General features: G+C 75.3%; 11 protein-coding genes. 4 read left to right on the top strand and 7 right to left on the bottom strand.

Translation table 11 applies throughout. The features are described from left to right. Positions 1 to 11 precede the first annotated feature (11 nt). Together NLU66_RS12055 and NLU66_RS12050 are read right to left on the bottom strand one after the other, a co-directional pair. Positions 12 to 818, bottom strand: coding sequence for a GH25 family lysozyme (locus tag NLU66_RS12055; protein ID WP_259359918.1), 807 nt, complete (start codon positions 816 to 818; stop codon positions 12 to 14). A 217-nt stretch (positions 819 to 1,035) separates the two neighbouring features. Then, positions 1,036 to 1,692, bottom strand: a complete 657-nt coding sequence (locus NLU66_RS12050; protein ID WP_259359917.1) for a TetR/AcrR family transcriptional regulator — start codon at positions 1,690 to 1,692, stop codon at positions 1,036 to 1,038. Between the two features lie 183 nt (positions 1,693 to 1,875). On the opposite strand from NLU66_RS12050, the gene NLU66_RS12045 reads away from it, so the two are divergent. Both NLU66_RS12045 and NLU66_RS12040 read left to right on the top strand, forming a co-directional pair. Then, a complete protein-coding gene (locus tag NLU66_RS12045; protein WP_259359916.1) occupies positions 1,876 to 4,695 on the top strand; it encodes an MMPL family transporter in 2,820 nt (939 codons plus the stop codon). Then, positions 4,692 to 7,892 (top strand): YhgE/Pip domain-containing protein, encoded by a 3,201-nt coding sequence (locus tag NLU66_RS12040; protein ID WP_259359915.1) that lies wholly within the window; start codon positions 4,692 to 4,694, stop codon positions 7,890 to 7,892. Before NLU66_RS12045 ends, NLU66_RS12040 begins: the two co-directional genes overlap by 4 nt. A 12-nt stretch (positions 7,893 to 7,904) precedes the next feature. On the opposite strand, the gene NLU66_RS12035 is transcribed toward NLU66_RS12040, so the two are convergent. The 4 genes from NLU66_RS12035 to NLU66_RS12020 all read right to left on the bottom strand — a co-directional run bounded on the left by NLU66_RS12035 (position 7,905) and on the right by NLU66_RS12020 (position 15,046). Then, on the bottom strand, positions 7,905 to 11,351 hold the full coding sequence (locus tag NLU66_RS12035; protein ID WP_259359914.1) for an error-prone DNA polymerase: 3,447 nt from the start codon (positions 11,349 to 11,351) through the stop codon (positions 7,905 to 7,907). Between the two features lie 29 nt (positions 11,352 to 11,380). Beyond that, positions 11,381 to 13,087: a DNA polymerase Y family protein gene (locus NLU66_RS12030; protein ID WP_259359913.1), complete on the bottom strand. Its 1,707-nt coding sequence runs from the start codon at positions 13,085 to 13,087 to the stop codon at positions 11,381 to 11,383. Next, positions 13,087 to 14,121, bottom strand: coding sequence for a hypothetical protein (locus NLU66_RS12025; protein ID WP_267136245.1), 1,035 nt, complete (start codon positions 14,119 to 14,121; stop codon positions 13,087 to 13,089). Before NLU66_RS12025 ends, NLU66_RS12030 begins: the two co-directional genes overlap by 1 nt. A 370-nt stretch (positions 14,122 to 14,491) precedes the next feature. Continuing rightward, the gene (locus tag NLU66_RS12020) at positions 14,492 to 15,046 is read right to left on the bottom strand and encodes a hypothetical protein (protein ID WP_259359911.1); all 555 of its coding nucleotides are present in this window, start codon (positions 15,044 to 15,046) and stop codon (positions 14,492 to 14,494) included. Positions 15,047 to 15,193: 147 nt separating this feature from the next. Between NLU66_RS12020 and NLU66_RS12015 the strand changes: the two genes are divergently transcribed. Then, positions 15,194 to 15,937, top strand: coding sequence for a methyltransferase domain-containing protein (locus NLU66_RS12015; RefSeq protein ID WP_259359910.1), 744 nt, complete (start codon positions 15,194 to 15,196; stop codon positions 15,935 to 15,937). Position 15,938: 1 nt separating this feature from the next. Then, positions 15,939 to 16,592: an HAD family hydrolase gene (locus tag NLU66_RS12010; protein WP_259359909.1), complete on the top strand. Its 654-nt coding sequence runs from the start codon at positions 15,939 to 15,941 to the stop codon at positions 16,590 to 16,592. Here NLU66_RS12010 and NLU66_RS12005 read toward each other — a convergent pair. Further along, positions 16,574 to 18,025, bottom strand: a complete 1,452-nt coding sequence (locus NLU66_RS12005) for an MFS transporter (RefSeq protein WP_259359908.1) — start codon at positions 18,023 to 18,025, stop codon at positions 16,574 to 16,576. The genes NLU66_RS12010 and NLU66_RS12005 overlap by 19 nt on opposite strands. Positions 18,026 to 18,081: the final 56 nt, after the last annotated feature.

Here is an 18,081-nt window from a genome sequence, read left to right as displayed (position 1 = left end):
CCCCCGCGACGTCAGATGCCGCGCGCCGTGTAGTCGACGTCGCTCACGAACGACTCGAAGGAGCTCTCTCCTCCGTGCCACCTCACGGAGTCGCCCGCGAAGGGGCCGGAATCGGAGTACTGCCACAGCTCCCACGCCCACCAGTTGCCGGGCAGGTTCGTCGGCTCGGAGGACTGGTAGGCGGCGAGGAACAGCGGGGTGTTCGACGGGGTCCAGATGCCCACGTTGTCGTCCCACCAGTGGGCGTTGGTGTAGATGACGGGGCGGCGGCCGACGGCGTCCTTGTAGGCGCTGAGGAAGCCGATGATCCACTGACGCAGCTCCTGCTGGCTGAGCCCGTAGTCCGAGGGGAGCCCGGCGTAGCCCTCGAAGTCCACCATGCCGGGGAGCGTGATGCCGTCGTCGGTCCAGCCGCCGCCGGCGCCGAGGAAGTTCTCGACCTGCTTCTCCGGGCCGCTGCGGTCCGGCCGCGCGAAGTGGTAGCCGCCGCGCACGAGCCCGGCGCGGCCCGCCCCGGTGTACTGCTCGTTGAACGTCGAGCTGCGGTAGGTGACGCCCTCGGAGGCCTTCACGTAGGCGAAGCGGGAGCCGGCGGAGGCCTGCGCCTCCCAGTCCACGGAGGACTGCCAGCCGGAGACGTCCTGTCCGTAGATGCCGGCGGCCTGGGCGGCGGGGGCGGTGAGGGCGGTCGCGCCGACCCCGAGGGCGGCGGCGCCGACGACGCCCCCTCGGAGGAGCGACCGCCGGCCGGCGTCGGCGCCGGAGGAGGCGGCGGGCGGTGCGGGGGCGGTGAGGTGCTTGGGGCGGTAGGGAGCCATCGGTGTCTCCTGGGGAAGCGGGGACGCGGGGGAAGGGCGGATGCGACATGCGTCGCACCTGGGGCCGACCCTAGGGGCCGCTCCCCCGTCGCGCGTGCGTCCGGGGCTCGTCACGGCGTGTCGGTGCCGGATCTCCGGGACGTTCGGGGCGAACCGGGCGGGCTCGTCCCTTCGCTCCCGTCCCGCCTCCGGGACCGCCTCCCTGTGCGCTCCGGCCTCAGGCGGGTTCGAGGAAGGCGTGCAGCGTGCCGAGGATCGTCGTCGCGGCGAGCTCGGTGACGTCCTCCCGGCCGTCGAGAAGCTCCCGCAGCATGAGGTCCAGGAAGATGCCCACGAGGAGCTGGGCGAGATCCGGCAGCGGGAGCCGGCTGCGCTCACCGTTCTGCTCCATGCCGAGCGAGAGCAGGTGCGCCACGGCGTCGCGGAGCCGGCCCAGCTCCGAGGACAGCGCGGCGCGCATCTCCGCCTCACGGAGGGAGTGCGTCACCGCGTCGGTGTAGAGGAGGTACCACTGCCGCGAGTACGGGCGCAGCGCCTCGAAGGCGGCGACGAGGACGGTCGCATCGGGATCCTCGCGCAGGCACGGGTCGGGGGCGGCGACGGGGATCGCCCCCTCGACCTCGGTGCGCAGGATCGTGAGGAGCTCGTCCGTGACCGAGGAGAACAGGGCGAGGAAGACCTCCTCCTTGGAGGAGAAGTTCGAGTAGAACGCCCCGCGGGTGAAGCCGGCCGCCTTGACGATGTCGTCGACCGTGACGCCGTCCACGCCCTTGTCGACGAAGACGTCGAGGGAGGCCTGGACCAGGCGCTGACGGGTGTTCTCCTTCCGGCGCGTGCCCGCGGAGCTGGGCAGCGGCTCGAAGAGGTCGGTCATGGGGGTGGGGGCTCCTCGCGGGGAAGGCCCCTCGACGTCGAGGAGGCCGGTGATCGTGTTCCTCCGCAGTCTAGACCACCGATACACGTCTGTATCGAATGTGCGTACACTCGTGCATCGAGTGCGCCGTCGGCCCCGCCGGAGGCGCCCGCGCCCATCGCCCTGCCCCGCCCCGGAGGTCCCGTGTCCTCGTCGCTCTACCGCCTCGGCCGCGCCATGGCCGCCGCCCGCTGGAAGGTCGCGGCCGTCTGGGCCGTCCTCCTCATCGCCGTGGGCGGACTCGCCGTCGGCCTCGGCGGCGCCTTCTCCACCGAGTTCCAGATCCCCGGCACCGACGCCCAGCGCGGCATCGACCAGCTCTCGACCCGGTTCCCCGAGATGAGCGGCACCGCCGGGGAGGTCGTCTTCGTCTCCGAGGACGGCACCACGGTCGACGACCACGAGGCCCGCATCCAGCGCGTCATGGAGCAGATCGGCGACGTCGAGGCGGTCGAGGTCTCCTCCGATCCCTTCGACGAGGACGCCCCCGGCACCCGCAACGACGACGACACCGCGCTCATGGCCCAGTTCCAGATGGAGGGCCAGGTCGGCGAGTACCCCGAGTCCTCCGTCGAGCAGATCACCGACATCGTCGCGGACGGCGGCGAGACCGGGCTCGAGGCCCATGTGGGCGGGCAGTTCCTCCAGAGCTCGGAGATCCCCTTCGGCGCCGGGGAGATCATCGGGCTCGTCATCGCGCTGATCATCCTCGCGGTCGTGTTCCGCTCCCTCGTGCCCGCCGTCATCCCCATCGTCACCGCCGTCACGGGCGTCGGCATCTCGATGATGGCCGTCATGGCGCTCGCCGCGGGCATCGACATCCCCTCGGTCACGACCTCCCTCGGCGCGATGCTCGGCCTCGCCGTCGGCATCGACTACGCCCTGTTCATCCTCTCCCGCCACCGCGACCAGCTCTCCCGCGGCGACGACGTGCGCGAATCCGTGGGCGCCGCGATCGCGACGTCCGGCAGCGCCGTCATCTTCGCGGGCCTGACCGTCATCGTCGCCCTCGTGGGCCTCTTCGTCACCGGGATCCCCTTCCTCACCGTCATGGGCATCGCCGCCGCCGGCACCGTCGCCCTGAGCGTCGTCGTCGCCCTGACCCTGCTGCCCGCGATCATGGGCATCCTCGGAGAGCGGCTCCGGCCGCGCCGCGTGCGCCGCCTCATGGCGGAGAACGGCGGCGTGCTGCCCGAGGAGGAGATCGCCCGGCACGACGCGCCCAAGCGCGGGATCGGACTCGCCTGGGTGCGCCTGGTGACCCGCGTCCCCGCCCTCACGATCATCGTCGTCGTGCTCGGGATCGGCGCCGTCGCCATCCCCGCGAAGGACCTCGCGCTCGCCCTCCCCGACCTCGGCACCGAGCAGCCCGGCACCGACGCCCGCGACACCTACGACCTCGTCTCGGAGACCTTCGGCCCCGGCTACAACGGCCCGCTGCTCGTCACCGCCGACATCATCAACACTTCCGACCCGCTCGCCGCCGTCGACTCCCTCGAGAAGGACATCGAGGCCCTCCCCCACGTCGAGGCGATCCAGATCGCGACCCCCAACCGCGGCGCCGACCTCGCCGTCGTCGCGGTCATCCCCGAGGGCGGCCCGACGGACGACAGCACCAAGGCCCTCGTCGCCGACCTGCGCGACCACGCCGCCGGCTGGGAGGACGAGCTCGGCGTCTCCGACGTCATCGTCACCGGCGCGACCGCCGTCGGCATCGACATCACCGCGAAGCTCTCCGGGGCGCTGATCCCCTTCGCGATCTTCGTCGTCGGCTTCTCGCTGATCCTGCTCGCGCTCGTGTTCCGCTCCGTGTGGGTCCCGATCAAGGCGTCGCTGGGCTATCTGCTCTCCGTGGGCGCCGCCTTCGGCGTGACCGCGATGGTCTTCGAGTACGGCTGGTTCAACGGGCCGCTGAACGTCTCCGTCAACGGCCCCGTCGTCGCCTTCATGCCGATCATGGTGATGGGCGTGCTGTTCGGCCTCGCCATGGACTACGAGATGTTCCTCGTGACCCGCATGCGCGAGGAGTTCGTGCACTCGGGCGATGCCCGCCGCTCGATCGAGCGTGGCTTCACCGGCAGCGCCCCCGTCGTCGTCGCGGCGGCGCTCATCATGACCGCCGTGTTCGCGGGCTTCGTGACCGCGGGCTGGTTCATGCTGCAGCCCATCGCGATCGGCCTCGCCGTGGGCGTGCTCGTGGACGCCTTCGTGGTGCGCATGACCCTCGTCCCCGCCGTGCTCGCCCTGCTGGGCCGCCACGCCTGGTGGCTGCCGCGGTGGCTGGACCGGATCCTGCCCACGGTCGACGTCGAGGGCGAGGGCCTCGCGGCGGTCCTCGAGCACCGCCGCTGGACCGCGGAGCACGGCGAGGCCGCCCTCCGCCTCCAGGACGCCGTCGCCCCGCTCCTCGGTGCGCGCGGGGAGCTGGGCCCGCTCACCGGCTCCGTGCTCCCCGGCCGGCTGCTCGTGGTGCGCTCCGCCGGCGCCCCCGCCCGCGACACCTTCCTCGCGCTCGCCGCCGGTCGCGCCGTGCCGAGCACCGGCGTCCTCGCCGTGCACGACCGCCTCGCCCCGGACGACCTCGGCGCGATCCAGTCCCGCGTCCACCACCTCGCCGCAGGCGCCGATGTCGCCTCCCGCCTCGGCGAGGTCTCCGGACGGCACCTCGACCAGCGGCTCGTGGTCCTCGAGGACGCGACCGACCTCGAGCGGGCCCTCGACCGTGACCCCGATGCCGTCGCGGCCCGGATCGACGCGCTGCTCGACGCGGGCGTGACGATCCTCGTGGGCGCCGAGGGCGAGGACGCGGTGCCGCTCGAGCACCGCCTCCACGACATGCTCCGCGACCCCCGCCGCCTGCTCGCCCTCACCGTCCGCCCCGCCGCCGCCCCGGGGCGGCGCGCCGACACCGGCACCCACCGCCCCGACACCACCGCCCCCGCCGCCGAAGGAGCCCTCGCATGAACCGGCTGCGCCACCCCCGCACCCTCATCGTGATCCTGCTGCTGCCCGTGCTCGTCGCGGGCGTGGGCCTCTGGGCCCTCAGCGGGCGCGTGGACCGCATCGACACCGTCCCCGCCGCCGTCGTCAACCTCGACGAGGGCGCCGAGATGACGGTCGACGGGAAGACCCAGACCGTGCCGCTCGGCCGCTCCCTCGCCGGCGCGCTCACCCAGCCCGGCACCGCAGAGTCCGATGACGACGCGGCCGCCTCCGGGCTCGGGACCACCGGCTTCGACTGGCAGCTCACCGACGCCGACGACGCCGAGGCGGGCCTGCGCTCGGGCGAGTACGCGGCGGTCATCACCCTCCCGAAGGACTTCTCGAAGAAGCTCACCTCGATCGGCACCACCGACGCGGTCCCCGCGATCGTCGAGGTCACCACCAACGACGCGAACACCGCGCTGAACTCCCTCATCGCGACCGCCGTCTCCTCCGCCGCCGCGAGCTCGATGGGCGGCGAGATGACGAGCCAGTACCTCGACGGCCTCTACGTGGGCTTCGGCGACCTCAAGAGCGGCTTCCAGGACTCCGCCGACGGCGCCTCCGAGCTCTCCGACGGCGCCTCCCAGCTCGACGACGGCGTGCAGCAGACCGCCGACGGCGCCGGGCAGCTCGCCGACGGCGCCCAGCAGGCGGCGGACGGCTCCCAGCAGTTCGCGGGCGGCGTGTGGAGCCTCGCCGACGGCGCCCAGCAGGCCGCCGACGGCAACGCGCAGCTCGCGACCGGGCTCGACCAGCTCGCCACCGGCGCGGACGGCGCCGCCCAGGGCGGATCCGATCTCGCCGTGGGCCTGGACCAGCTCGCGACCGGCAGCGCGGGCGTCGCCGACGGCAGCTCCGACCTCGCGACCGGCCTCGGCCAGCTCGCCGACGGCAGCGACGGCGTCGCGACCGGGTCCTCCGACCTCGCGACGGGACTGGACCAGCTCGCCGACGGCAGCGACGGGGTCGCCGACGGCACCTCCGACCTCGCCACGGGCCTCGACCAGCTCGCCACCGGCAGCAGCGACCTCTCCGACGGCGCCGCCGCGCTGAAGACCGGCATGCACGGCACGGACGAGACCCCCGGCCTGCTCGACGGCGCCGATCAGCTCGCCGCGGGCGTCACGGGCGACGGCACCGCCGAGAACCCCGGTCTCGCCGCCGGCGCGGACCAGCTCGCGACCGGCCTCGAGGACTACGCGGACGGCGTCCGGCAGGCGCAGGGCGCGCTCACCGGCGACGGCAGCGACGCGAACCCGGGCCTGTCCACCACCGCGCAGGGCGTCGCCGACGGCGCCCAGGAGCTCGGCCAGGGCGCCCAGGACCTCGCCGACGGCGTCACCGGCTCCGGCGACGAGCCCGGCCTCGTCGACGGCTCCGACCAGGTCGCGGACGGCGCCGAGCAGGTCGCCGACGGCGCCTCGCAGCTCGCCGCCGCGATCGGTGGCGGCGACGGATCGCCCGGCATGGTCGAGAACGCCCAGGCGCTCCGCGACGCGGTGTGCGAGGGCGATCAGGTCGACGAGACGCTGTGCGCGCAGGCCGAGGGGAACCTCGCCTACGCGCAGGGCGTGGACCAGGGGCTGAACGGCGGCGACGGGGAGGACGGCCTCGTGGACGGCACGAGCCAGGTCGCCGAGGGCGCCCGCGGCGTCTCCGACGGCACCACCGGCCTCGCCGACGGCGCACAGCAGCTCGCCGACGGCCTCACCGGCACCGACGAGCAGCCCGGCCTCGTGCAGGGCGCCGAGGGCGTCCAGCAGTACGCCGACGGCCTCGCCACCGCCTTCGACGGCGACGGGACGCAGCAGAACCCGGGCCTCGTCGCCGGCGCCGACTCCCTCGCCGAGGGTGCCCGGTCGAGCGCCGACGGCGCCACCCAGCTCGAGGACGGCGTCACCTCCCTCGCCTCCGGCCTGCACGACTACGCCGACGGCGTGGACCAGCTCGCCGGCGGCGCCTCCGACCTCGCCGACGGCACCCGGCAGTCCGCCGACGGCGCCTCCGATCTCGCCGACGGCGCCTCCCAGGTGGCCGACGGCACCCGCTCGAGCGCGGATGGCGCGACCCAGCTGGCCGACGGCTCCTCGCAGCTCGCCGACGGCGCCCGCTCGAGCGCGGACGGCGCGACCCAGCTCGCGGACGGCTCCTCGCAGCTGGCCGACGGCACCCGGCAGTCCGCCGACGGCGCCGGCCAGCTCTCCGGCGGCCTCACCGAGCTCGCCGACGGCACCCGGTCCAGCGCGGACGGCGCCGACCAGCTCGCCGACGGCTCCTCGCAGCTCGCCGACGGCGCGACCGAGCTCGGGACCGGCGCGGACCAGCTCGCCGACGGCTCCTCCCAGCTGGCCGACGGCACGGGGGACCTCGCCGAGGGCACCGATCAGCTCGCCGACGGCTCCTCCCAGCTCGCGGACGGCTCCTCGCAGCTCGCCGACGGCCTCCAGGAGGGCGCCGACAACGTGCCCTCCTACACCCAGGCGGAGCGGGACCGGATGAGCGCCCAGGGCTCGGAGCCGGTCACCACGGACGTGACCCGCTGGAACGAGGCGGACGGTGCGGAGACCGCGATCTTCCCCTTCGTCGTGGCGCTCGCGCTGTGGCTCGGCGCCTTCGCGACCTTCCTGCTCCTGCCCGCGCTGCAGAAGCGCCTGCTGGACCGGGCGATGCCCATGTGGCGTGTGGCCCTGCGCTCCCTCGCCCCGGCCGTCGCCCTCGGCGTCGCCCAGGCGGTCGCCGTGCTCGCGGTGCTCACCGCGATCGGCATCGCCCCGGTCTCCCCGCTCGCCGTGGGGCTCGTGGCGCTCGGCGCGGCGGTCATGTTCGCCGCCCTGCACCAGGCGCTGCTGACGCTGCTCGGGGACCGCATGGGGCGCATCGTCTCGGTGCTGCTGCTCGTGCTGCAGGTCGTCGCGCTCGTGGGGATCCTGCCGCTGCAGACCGCTCCCCCGCTGCTGCAGGCCGTCAGCGGCGCTCTGCCGATGACGATCGTCGCGCAGGGCCTCGTGCACGCGGCGCTCGGCGGGTCGCTCGTCTCGACGAGCGGCACGCTCGGCCTGATCCTCGTGGTGACCGCCGCGTCGCTCGTGGTGACCCTGCTCGCCTCGCGCGGCGCCCGCCGTGCGGACGGCCGTCACCCGCGCGAGGTGGTGGGCGCGGAGCCGTTCCCCGCCTGAGGGCGGACCCGCTCAGCGGAAGTCGCGGGAGGCGGTCGCCGCGGCGACCTCCAGCGGCGCGGCGTCGTCGGCCACGAGGTTGACGGCGCCCGTCGCGTTCTCGACGATCCCACGCAGCACGACCGCACGGGAGCTGCGCAGCAGCGCCCGGTGCCGGGTCCAGAACCCCACCGAGCAGACGACGTTGAGGATCCCGGTCTCGTCCTCGAGGCTGAGGAAGGTGACGCCGCTCGCGGTCATCGGGCGCTGCTTGTGGGTGATGACGCCGCCCACCCGGATACGGCTGCCGTCGGCCGCGTCCCGGGTCCCGCGGATCGTGAGCACCCCCGCCTCCTCGAGGCCCGCGCGCACGAGCGCCATCGGATGCTCCCCCGGCGTGATGCCGGTGGCCCAGGCGTCCGCCGCGGCGAGCTCCGCGTCGCTCATCCCCGGCAGCATCGGCGCCTCCGCGCCCACCGCGAGGTGCGGCAGCGTGCCCGGCGTCTCCTGGGCGGCGGCGCCCGCCGCCCACAGCGCCTGCCGGCGGGACGGGGCGAGGCCGTCGAGCGCCCCGGCCGTCGCGAGCGCCTCGAGCTGCCGGGCCGTGAGCCGCACCCGCCGGGCGAGGTCCGGGACGGAGGTGAAGCGCCCGCCCTGCTCCCGCGCCTCGACGATCCGCTCGGCCGTCGTGGTGGAGATCGTGCGCACCTGGTCCAGGCCCAGGCGGATCGCCGGACCCTGCGCCGCGGCCTCCCCCTGCACCTGCGGGCGGGCCGCCCCGGCGGCGACCTCCTCGTCCGAGGGGACGCGGTAGCCGTGATGCCCCTCCCCCGTCTCCAGGTCGGTGAGGGCGCCGGAGACCTGCACGTCCGGGCCGAGCGTGAGCACGCCGTGGCGGCGGGCGTCGGCGACGAGCGACTGCGGGGAGTAGAAGCCCATCGGCTGGGAGCGCAGCAGCGCCGCCGTGAACGCCGCCGGGTAGTGGCACTTGAGGTAGCAGCTCGCGTAGACGAGGTACGCGAAGGAGTAGGCGTGGGACTCCGGGAAGCCGTAGTTCGCGAAGGCGAGCAGCTTGCGGTGCACGGCGTCCGCGTCCTCCCCCGTGATGCCGTGCCGGGCCATGCCGGCGTACAGGGCGTCGGAGAGCTCCATCATCCTCTGCGTGGAGCGCTTGGAGCCCATGGCCCGGCGCAGCTGGTCCGCCTGGGCGGGGGTGAAGTCCGCGACGTCGACGACCATCTGCATGAGCTGCTCCTGGAACAGGGGGATGCCGAGGGTGCGCCCGAGCGACTTCTCCAGCAGCGGGTGCAGGAAGGTGACCTCCTCCTCCCCGGTGCGGCGGCGCAGGTAGGGGTGGACGCTGCCGCCCTGGATGGGCCCGGGCCGGATCAGCGCGACCTCCACGACGAGGTCGTAGAACTCGCGCGGCCGCAGCCGCGGCAGGGTCGAGATCTGGGCGCGGGACTCGACCTGGAAGACGCCCACGCTGTCCCCCGCGCACAGCATGTCGTAGACGGCCGGGTCCTCCTGCGGCAGGGTGCGCAGCTCGAAGCGCTGATCGTGGTGCTCGGCGACGATCCGCAGGGCGTGGTCGATCGCGGTGAGCATGCCGAGGCCCAGCAGGTCGAACTTCACGAGCCCGGCGTCGGCGCAGTCGTCCTTGTCCCACTGCAGCACCGAGCGGTCCGCCATCGCCGCCCACTGCACGGGGCACACCTCGATCACGGGCCGGTCGCACAGGACCATGCCGCCGGAGTGGATGCCGAGGTGGCGGGGCGCGTCCCGCAGCTGCTGGGCGAGGGAGACGATGTCCTCGGGGATCTCCGCCTCCGCGAGGGAGGAGAAGGAGCGCTCGATGCGGCGCGCGAAGGCGTCCTGCGCGCCGGGATCATGGCCGAGCGCCCGCGCCGCGTCCCGCACCGCGAGCTTCGCCCGGTAGGTGATGACGTTGGCGACCTGGGCGGCGTTCTCCCGGCCGTAGCGGCCGTAGACGTACTGGATGACCTCCTCGCGGCGGTCCGAGGCGATGTCGATGTCGATGTCCGGCGGGCCGTCCCGCTCGGGCGCGAGGAAGCGCTCGAACAGCAGGTGGTGGCCGACGGGCTCGACCGCCGTGATCCCGAGCGCGTAGCAGACGGCGCTGTTCGCGGCGGATCCGCGGCCCTGGCAGAGGATCCCCTCGCGGCGGCAGAAGGCGACGAGGTCGTGGACGATGAGGAAGTAGCCGGGGAAGGCGAGGTCGGTGATGACCGTCAGCTCGTGGTCGATCTGCGCCCACGCGCCGGGCACCCGCTCGGGGCGGCCCTCGGCGGGGCGCGGCCCGTACCGCTCCCGGCCCTCCTGCTCCACGAGCTCCACGAGCCAGCTCGCCTCGTCGTGCCCCGCGGGCACCGGGAACGGCGGCAGCGAGGGGGCGATCAGCCGCAGGTCCAGCGCCTGGTCCCGGCCGATCCGTGCGGCCGCCTCGATCGCGCCCGGGTAGCGGGGCAGCAGCTGCGCCATCTCCTCGCCGCTGCGCAGGTGTCGCAGGTGCCCGGGGAGGTGCGGATCCGCGCGGGACAGCGGCACCGCGGCGCGGAGGGCGGCGTGGGCGTCGGCGAGGCGCTTGTCCGACGGGGTCGCGTAGTGCGCGTTCGAGGTGGCCACGAGCGGCAGGCTCAGCGTGTCCAGGCCGTGGGACTCGCGGACCATCCTCGCGCCCTGGGCGAGGGCGTCGTGCAGCTCGTCCGCCTCGCCCCCGCCGCCCGCCACGAGCTCGACGGCGACGTTCCCCGCGCCGAAGAGGTCCACGAGCCGGCCGATCCCCTCCGCGGCGGCGTGCGCGGCCGCCTCGAGGTCCCCGGCCGCGAGGTGCGGGGCGACGGCGCGCGTCACGGCGCCCTTGCGGCAGCCGGTGAGGATCAGCCAGTGCCCCTCCCGGGCGGTGCGGGCGAGGTCGTCGAGGCGGTAGCGGGGCACGCCCTTCTCCCCCGAGTCGAGGTGGGCGCGGGCGATCGCCGCGGAGAGCTGCGCGTAGCCCTCCGCATCCCGCACGAGCACGAGCAGGTGCTCGCCGTCCGGGTCCGGCACCCCGGTGCGCGGCGCCGAGCGCACGGGGGTGGCCGTGGCGACCTCCGCCCCGGGCTCGAGGCCGAGGGTCAGCTCCGCGCCGATCACGGTCGCGACGCCCTCCTCCGCGGCGGCCTTCGCGAAGCGGACCACCCCGTAGAGGCCGTCGTGGTCCACGAGCCCGATCGCCTCGAGGCCGAGCGCCGCGGCGTGGCGCGCCATGTCCTCCGGCGCGGAGGCGCCGTCGAGGAAGCTGAAGTGCGAGTGGGCGTGCAGCTCCGCGTAGGGGACGAGCGTCGCCGGCCGGTGCGGCGTGCTGCGCCTGCCCGTGTGCTCCACGGTGATCGGCGGGGACACCACCGCCGCGGGGCGGTCCGAGAGGATCGCCTCGAGGTCCTTCCATGCGGGCGGCCCCAGGAACCATCGCGCCATCGGAGCCCTCCTCCCTGATCGTCCTGCTGCTAGTCGTAGATGCCCTCGACCCCCCACTCCCCCGTGCGGGACAGGGTGAGCAGGGCCGTCTCCTCGTCCTGCGCGCCGCGCACCACGAGCGGCAGGCGGGCGGCGCGGTCGCCGTCGGCCGCCCACCAGCGCTCGTCGAGCACCGTCGGCGCGCCGTGGGCGAGCACCGTGAGCGCCGTCCCCGACCGCAGCCCCATCCGGTCCAGGGCGGGCACGCCGGGCGCGACCACCCGCAGCTGCGCGGGGGCGGCGCTGAGCAGTCCGCGCGCGGTGACGACGACGGGCGCGCCGTCGGCGTCCAGCAGCGCCACGGGCGGCGGGTGGCGGAACACGGTCGCCGGCACCGGGCGCGGCAGGGCGCCGGGCCACGGGCCGGGCTGCGGGTCGGGGCGCTCGCTGCGCCACGGCACCGCGGTCAGCTCGCGGGCCAGCAGGCGCCCGCCCACGGGGGCCGGCACGAGCACCGCGTCCTCCCCTGCGAGGCCCTGGGCGCGGGCCAGCGCCCGGGCCGCCCGCTGCGCGGACTCCCCCGCGCCGCCCCACAGCGCGGGGGCGCTCTCCCCCGCCGGGGCGAGCTGCGCGGGGTGCAGGCCGATCCGCACGATCGCGCCGGTCGCGGGACCGCCCAGGCGGGCCCGGGTGATCCAGCCGTCGCACTGCCAGCGGATGCGGTCCACGACGTCCGCGACGCTGAGCGCGCCGTCGTGCCGCCAGGTGCGCTCCATCTCCTCGCCGCCCTCGGTGCGGGCCACGATCCGCAGGCGCGTGCACACCAGCCCGCGGCTCACGAGCTGCTCGTGCAGCTGCTCGGCGAGCGGGCGGGCGACGAAGGCCGCCTGGTCGGTGCGCACCAGCGGCGGGTCCAGCACCGTCTCGGCGAGCACCGGCTGGGTGGGATGGTGCGCCGCCGGGGGCGCGGGCTCCTCGCCGCGGGCCAGCAGGTGCAGCTCCGCGACGTCGGGGCCGAACCTGTCCGCCACGGAGGCGGAGGGCAGCGCGGCGAGGTCGCCGAGGGTCGCGATGCCCAGGCGCTGGAGCAGGTCCACCGTCTCGGCGAGGTCGAGCTTCTTCTCGGGGCGGGTCGCGGAGGGCTGACCGCGGTGCCCCCAGCCGGGGCCGACGGGGGCGTGGCGGAGCGCGGCGACCGGGTGCGGGGCGAGGTAGTCGGCGCTGCGGCCGGGGCGCACGATCCGTCCGGCCCCGGCGGCGAGCAGAGCCGCGAAGGGGCCGTCGGCCACGCCCACGGCGGCCTCCCAGCCGGTGTGGTCCGCGACCGCGTCGAGGATCCGCTCGGCGAGCTGCTCCTCCCCGCCGTGGTGGCGGGCCGGTCCGCGGGCGGCCATGAGCAGCGTGCCCGGGCGCAGCACGTCCACGCCCGCGGCGACCGTGTCCACGGCGGCGGCGACGAGCTCGAACAGGCCGGACTCGCTCTCGCGGTCGGCCTCGAGCACGAGCGCCTCGGGGCAGGCGGCGCGGGCCGCGCGGCGGGTCTGGCCGGGCCGGGCCCCCGCCTGCAGGGCGGCGGCGGTGACCTCGACGACGCGGTGGTTCTCCAGCAGCAGCACCGGGTCCTGCAGCGGGTCCACGGGAGCGGCGGGCTCCTCTCCCCGGGCGGCGGCCTCCGTGCGCCGCTGGTGGCGGTCCAGCGCGGCCATGAGCGGCCACTGCGGGACGCGGACGGCGACGGTGCGGGTGGGCGCGCCCATCAGCCGGCCCTCCGCGCGGCGTGCAGCGGCCGGGGCGCGGGCGCCGCCGTCGCGGGCACCGCCGGCGCGAGCACGGCGGTGGCGGCGACCTCCTCGGGGACCGTCCCGAGGACGTCCTGCTCCTGGCGGACGGTCTGCTCCCGGCGGGCCGGCGGGGCCACGCCGATCATCCCGCCCACCTCGGGCAGCAGCACCTCGACGCGGTGCTCGCCCGCGAGGCCCCGCCCGGCGGAGGTCACGGCGAGGCGCCGCCGGCGCAGGCGCCCGGTGCCGGCGCCGAGGCCCTGCCAGCCGAGCGTCGTGGCGGTGAGGGAGAGATCGGCGCGGCCCGGCGGGCGGGCCGCGAGCACGAGCGTGTCCGCCGCCCGGGCCCGGCCCAGGAGGCTCCGCCAGAGGGCCGGGGCGAGGGCGAGGTCGGGGCCCAGCACGAGCACCCCGACCCCGTCGGCCAGGGCGGAGAGCACCTGCGGGGCCTGCTCGCCGGGGGCCGGGGCGAGGGCGAGGCGGGCGGGGTCCAGGCCGGCGTCGATCGCGGCGCGCAGGCCGAGGTCCGGCATGCCGGCGATCGCGCACCAGGCGTCCTGGCCGGCCGCGGCGACCGCGAGGGAGAGCAGGAGGGAGGTCGTCGCCGCGCCGTCCACCGCGACCGCGCTGCCGGCGCGCAGGCCGGTGCGGGGGAACAGGCCCGCGAGCGGGGCCGGGACCGGGAGTCGGGTGCCGTCGGCGAGCGGCTCGAGGGCCGGCTCCGGGGCGGGGGCGGTCCGGTCCGGATCCGCGGTGCGCTCCGGACCGGTGGGCACGGCCCGCATGCGCGGGGCGCCGGCGGGGTCGCCGCCGATGCTGCGCAGGGCCGTGCGGTCCAGCCGGCCGCCCCAGCGGGCGGCGCTGCGCTCGGCCGCGCCGAGGGCCGCGCGGGCCCGGGCCAGCCGGTCCTCGTGCGGGGTGCCGGCATCGCGCTCCTCCGCCGCGCGCTCCGTGCCGGACGCCGATCCGGACACCGTGCCGGACGCCGAGCGCCGGACCACCAGGGACATAACCACCTCCGTCTCCTGCCTTCCTCTCGGCGCCGACCACGACGCGACTCGAACTGATGTTCGAACGATACGCGCGTCGGGTGGGGGTCTCAAGGTGTGCAGGGTGATGCTTCGAACAACCGTGCGAAGCTTCGCAGGAGGGTGCGACGGACGGAGCGGAGGAGGTGCGGAGCCGACCGGTCGTCGGACGGACGGGCAGCCGGGCGGACGTGCGGATGGGCAGCCGGGCGGACGTGCGGATGGGCAGCCGGGCGGACGGGCAGCCGAGCACTGATGCTGTTCAGAAAACAGCGCACATCATGTACATGATGTCCCGGGTTTTCTGCGCACGCACGCACGCACACACACGCCCACGCAGCGGCGAGCGGCCTTAGCCCTCGCGCCAGTCGACGACCGCGGCCCGTCCGAGCGGAACGGGACTCGCGGTGAGCACGTGCGGGGTGCGATGGAACCAGGCCCCGCGGCGGCCGCTGTCGGCGAGCTCCCGGATCCAGGCGGCGCTGCCCGGCGTCGTCGTCGCGGCGGAGCGGTAGGCGGCAGGGTCGAGCCGGGAGACCTCGGAGTCGTCGAGGGGATCGCCGGTGCTCGTGAGCCGACGGTCCAGGACGACGGCATCGCGGACCTCGTCGATCGGGATCGCCCAGAACTCCTGGGCCGGGAGGTCCACCCCGCCGATCTCCCGCCATGCGGTCCAGATCGCGTGCGGGCGCACCGGGCTCAGGAAGACCGCCTCGGTCCAGCGCACGTCGAGCAGCGGGATCCGGGTGCTCGGCAGCCGGCGCCGCTCCGGGGTGTCGTCGTACTTCGCGATCGCCCGGGCGTAGGCCTCCGGGGACGTCGTGCGGAGGGCGCTGAGCGGCTCGAGGCGCTCGGCCCCGGCGTTGCCCGGAGTCCGGGCATGGAACACGCAGCGGGAGAGGTCCACGGGAGGCCTTCCGTCGGGGTGGGCCGGAGGACGACCGTACCCCGATCGCCTCCCCTTCCCCCACTGCGTCCCGGTGCCCAGGCCCCTCCGGCCCCGCGGCGCGGAAACCCGCTCGCGCCGGCTCACGGCATGGACGAGGATCAGGGCATGAGCACCTACGAGGACACCCGCCGCGCCTGGGAGCAGGCCTCGCAGAAGCATGTGCGGGAGTACGCGGAGCTGCTCGACGAGGCCCGCACCGCCCGCCTGCTCCCGCTCGAGGAGGAGCTGCTCGCGCCCCTCGTGGACGGCGCCCGCGTGCTGCACCCGCAGAGCGGCCACGGCATCGACGACCACGGCCTCGTCGCGCTCGGCGCGCAGGAGGTGCTGGGCCTGGACTACAGCCCCACGGCGGTCTCCGCGGCGCGCCGACGGGCGGAGGAGCTGGGCCGGCCCTGCCGCTACGAGGAGGTCGAGCTGCCGGCCACCGGGCTCGCGGACGGCGGGCAGGACCTCGTCTACACCGGCAAGGGCGCGCTCATCTGGATCGAGGACCTCGCCGCCTGGGCGGCCGAGATGCACCGGGTGCTGCGGCCCGGCGGGCACCTCTTCGTCTACGAGGCGCACCCGCTGGTGCCGCTGTGGGAGTGGGACGCCCACGATGCCCGCGTGCGGCGCGACCGCGGCTACTTCGCCCGCAGCCACGTCAACGACAGCTTCCCCGCCCTCGGCGCGACCGAGCACCAGCGCACCCTCGCCGAGCTCGTCATGACGATCACCGGGGCCGGTTTCGAGCTGCTCCACCTCGCCGAGCATCCCGAGCCCTTCTGGACGCCGCAGGACGAGGAGCCCGCCGCCGCCTGGGACGGGCGGCTGCCCAACGCGATCAGCCTGCTCGCCCGGCGCCGCTGACGTGCACCTGCTGCTCGACCTCGACAACACCCTCGTGGACCGCGAGCAGGCCTTCGCCCGCTGGGCGGAGGGGCTGGTCGCCCAGGCAGGCGGCGGCCCCGCGGACCTCGCCTGGCTGCTCCGCGCCGACGCCGACGGCCTCACCCCGCGCCGTGAGCTCGCCGCGCGGATCGCGGAGCGCCTGCTCCCCCGCGCCGCACCGGACGACCTCGAGGAGCGCCTCCTGATGGAGCACGTCGAGCACGTGATCTGCTCCCCCGCGGTGCTCGCCCACCTGCGGCGGCTGCGGGGGCAGGGAGCGCGGCTGACGGTGCTGACCAACGGGACGGGACGGCAGCAGCGGGCGAAGCTCGAGCGCACCGGGCTCGCGGCGCTGCTCGACGCGGTCGTGATCTCCGAGGAGGTCGGCGCGGCGAAGCCGGACCCGGCGATCTTCGCCGCCGCGCTCGCGCAGGCGCAGCCGGACCCTGACACCTGGATGATCGGCGACCACCCCGAGGCCGACATCCGCGGCGGCGCCGCGGCGGGACTGCGCACCGGATGGGTGAGCCGAGGCCGCCCCTGGCCGTACGCGGAGCCGCCCACCCTCCAGGCGCCGACCCTCGGCGCGCTGCTCGACCTGCTATCGCCGTCGGATCACTCCCCGGCTCGATGAGCGTCGCCCGGCATCGGCGTGACGTCGCGGAGGACCACCGCGAGCAGGACCGCCGTGCCGAGCGCGATCCCGGCATTGATGCCGATGGCGAGCTGCAGACCCGGCAGCAGCGTGGCGGCGACGACGCCGGTCGCGATCGTCGACATGACCAGGGTGCCGAGAGTGATGCCGATCTGCTGGCTCATCGTCACCAGCCCGGTCGCCAGGCCCTGCTGATCGGCGGGGACGCCCGAGGTTGAGACGACGACATAGCCGACGATCGCGACCAGGTTCGCGACCCCGCCGACGAAGGTGAGTACCAGCAGTGGGAGCAGCCACTGGCGGCTGTCGCCCGCGAAGGCGAGAGGTGCCGTCGTCGCGGCCTGGACGAGAAGCCCGGCGATGATCGCTGTCCGCGCACTGGTCCTGCCGATGATCTTCGGGGCGAGGAGACCGCCGAGGACGGTGCCGACGCCGAGCACACCGAGGGCCAGACCGGCGGAAATGGCCGAGTAGCCGAGGATCTGCTGCAGGTAGAGCGTCAGCAGGAAGACCAACGAGGTGAAGGTCCCGAAGGCCAGCACACCGGCGGCGTTCCCGCTGCCGATGCTGCGCCGCCGCAGCAAGCCCGGCGCGACGAGGGGCTCGGCGACGCGGCTCTCGATAAGGAGGAAGACGACGACGAGCACGACCGCGGCGAGGATCGGCCCCCAGGTCCCCGCGTGGGTCCAGCCGCGATGGCCGGCGGCGTCGATCCCGAGCACGAGGGCGAGGAGCGCGATGGTGATGGTGACGGCGCCGGGCACGCCCAGCCGCGGCCGCGGGCCGCGGGCAGGCTCCCGCAGGACGAACGGGCCGACGACAAAGACGGCAACGGCCACGACGACGTTGATGAAGAACGCCCATCGCCAGGACACCGCACCGGTCAGCAGCCCGCCGAGCATGGCCCCGGCGGTGAAGCCGGCGGCCATCAGCGCACCGTTGAGCCCCAGCGCGCGGGACCGGGCGGGCCCCTCGGGGAACATCGTGGTCATCAGCGACAGGGCGGCCGGGGTGACCATGGCGGTCGCCATGCCCTGGCCGATGCGCGCGGTGAGCAGCAGGACTGGTGCACTCGCGAGGCCTCCGGCGAGGGAGGAGACGCCGAGCAGGACGATGCCGATCAGGAACAGTCGCCGACGCCCGAAGAGATCGGCCACCCGCCCGAAGAAGAGCGTGAAGCCCGCCGCGCACAGAGCGAAGGAGGTGACGATCCACTGCAGGGAGGAGGTGGCGAACCCGAGGTCGTCGCCGATGTGGGGCAGGGCGACGTTGAGGATGGAGAAGTCCACCGCCAGGGTGAAGTTCGCGGTCAGGAGGACCGCCATCGCGATCGTCTGCGCGGTCGTGAACCGCTCGAGGTGCGAGGACGTGCTCGTAGTGGGGAGGGAGGTCGATGCTTCGGTCTCGGTCATGCGGATCAGCCTCGACAGCCGCACCGCCGGCAGCCAGAACCCTCGGAAGGGTGGTC

It is taken from the genome of Brachybacterium sp. NBEC-018, from assembly GCF_024860185.1.
In the GTDB taxonomy this organism is placed as follows: Bacteria; Actinomycetota; Actinomycetes; order Actinomycetales; family Dermabacteraceae; genus Brachybacterium; species Brachybacterium rhamnosum.
The sequence above is the reverse complement of the archived record's forward strand: the minus strand, read 5'-3'. Positions and strand labels throughout refer to the sequence as shown.

What these genes read in the sequence shown, in the direction of transcription:
- NLU66_RS12055 (WP_259359918.1), bottom strand. Translation starts at nt 818, where the DNA reads ATGGCTCCCTACCGCCCCAAGCACCTCACCGCCCCCGCACCGCCCGCC.
- NLU66_RS12050 (WP_259359917.1), bottom strand. Translation starts at nt 1,692, where the DNA reads ATGACCGACCTCTTCGAGCCGCTGCCCAGCTCCGCGGGCACGCGCCGG.
- NLU66_RS12040 (WP_259359915.1), top strand. Translation starts at nt 4,692, where the DNA reads ATGAACCGGCTGCGCCACCCCCGCACCCTCATCGTGATCCTGCTGCTG.
- NLU66_RS12035 (WP_259359914.1), bottom strand. Translation starts at nt 11,351, where the DNA reads ATGGCGCGATGGTTCCTGGGGCCGCCCGCATGGAAGGACCTCGAGGCG.
- NLU66_RS12030 (WP_259359913.1), bottom strand. Translation starts at nt 13,087, where the DNA reads ATGGGCGCGCCCACCCGCACCGTCGCCGTCCGCGTCCCGCAGTGGCCG.
- NLU66_RS12025 (WP_267136245.1), bottom strand. Translation starts at nt 14,121, where the DNA reads ATGTCCCTGGTGGTCCGGCGCTCGGCGTCCGGCACGGTGTCCGGATCG.
- NLU66_RS12015 (WP_259359910.1), top strand. Translation starts at nt 15,194, where the DNA reads ATGAGCACCTACGAGGACACCCGCCGCGCCTGGGAGCAGGCCTCGCAG.
- NLU66_RS12005 (WP_259359908.1), bottom strand. Translation starts at nt 18,025, where the DNA reads ATGACCGAGACCGAAGCATCGACCTCCCTCCCCACTACGAGCACGTCC.